Origin of the sequence: Undibacterium umbellatum, from assembly GCF_014284125.1 — a bacterium.
GTDB classification, from domain to species: domain Bacteria; phylum Pseudomonadota; class Gammaproteobacteria; order Burkholderiales; family Burkholderiaceae_D; genus Undibacterium; species Undibacterium umbellatum.
In genome coordinates this window covers 1-255 of record NZ_JACOFX010000094.1, presented here as the reverse complement: position 1 = coordinate 255, position 255 = coordinate 1, and the positions used below count along the sequence as shown (strand labels likewise).

1 rRNA gene is annotated in these 255 nt (G+C 50.6%); it reads left to right on the top strand.

From position 1 onward, the window contains the following. Positions 1 to 255: ribosomal RNA gene (locus H8L47_RS29330) — 23S ribosomal RNA — on the top strand; the annotation flags it as partial.

The window sequence follows — 255 nt, the reverse complement described above, 5'->3', positions numbered from 1 at the left end:
CCAAGGCTAAATACTCGATATCGACCGATAGTGAACCAGTACCGTGAGGGAAAGGCGAAAAGAACCCCGGGAGGGGAGTGAAATAGATCCTGAAACCGTGTGCATACAAACAGTAGGAGCGGACTTGTTCCGTGACTGCGTACCTTTTGTATAATGGGTCAGCGACTTACATTCAGTGGCAAGGTTAACCGCATAGGGAAGCCGTAGAGAAATCGAGTCCGAATAGGGCGAATCAGTCGCTGGGTGTAGACCCGA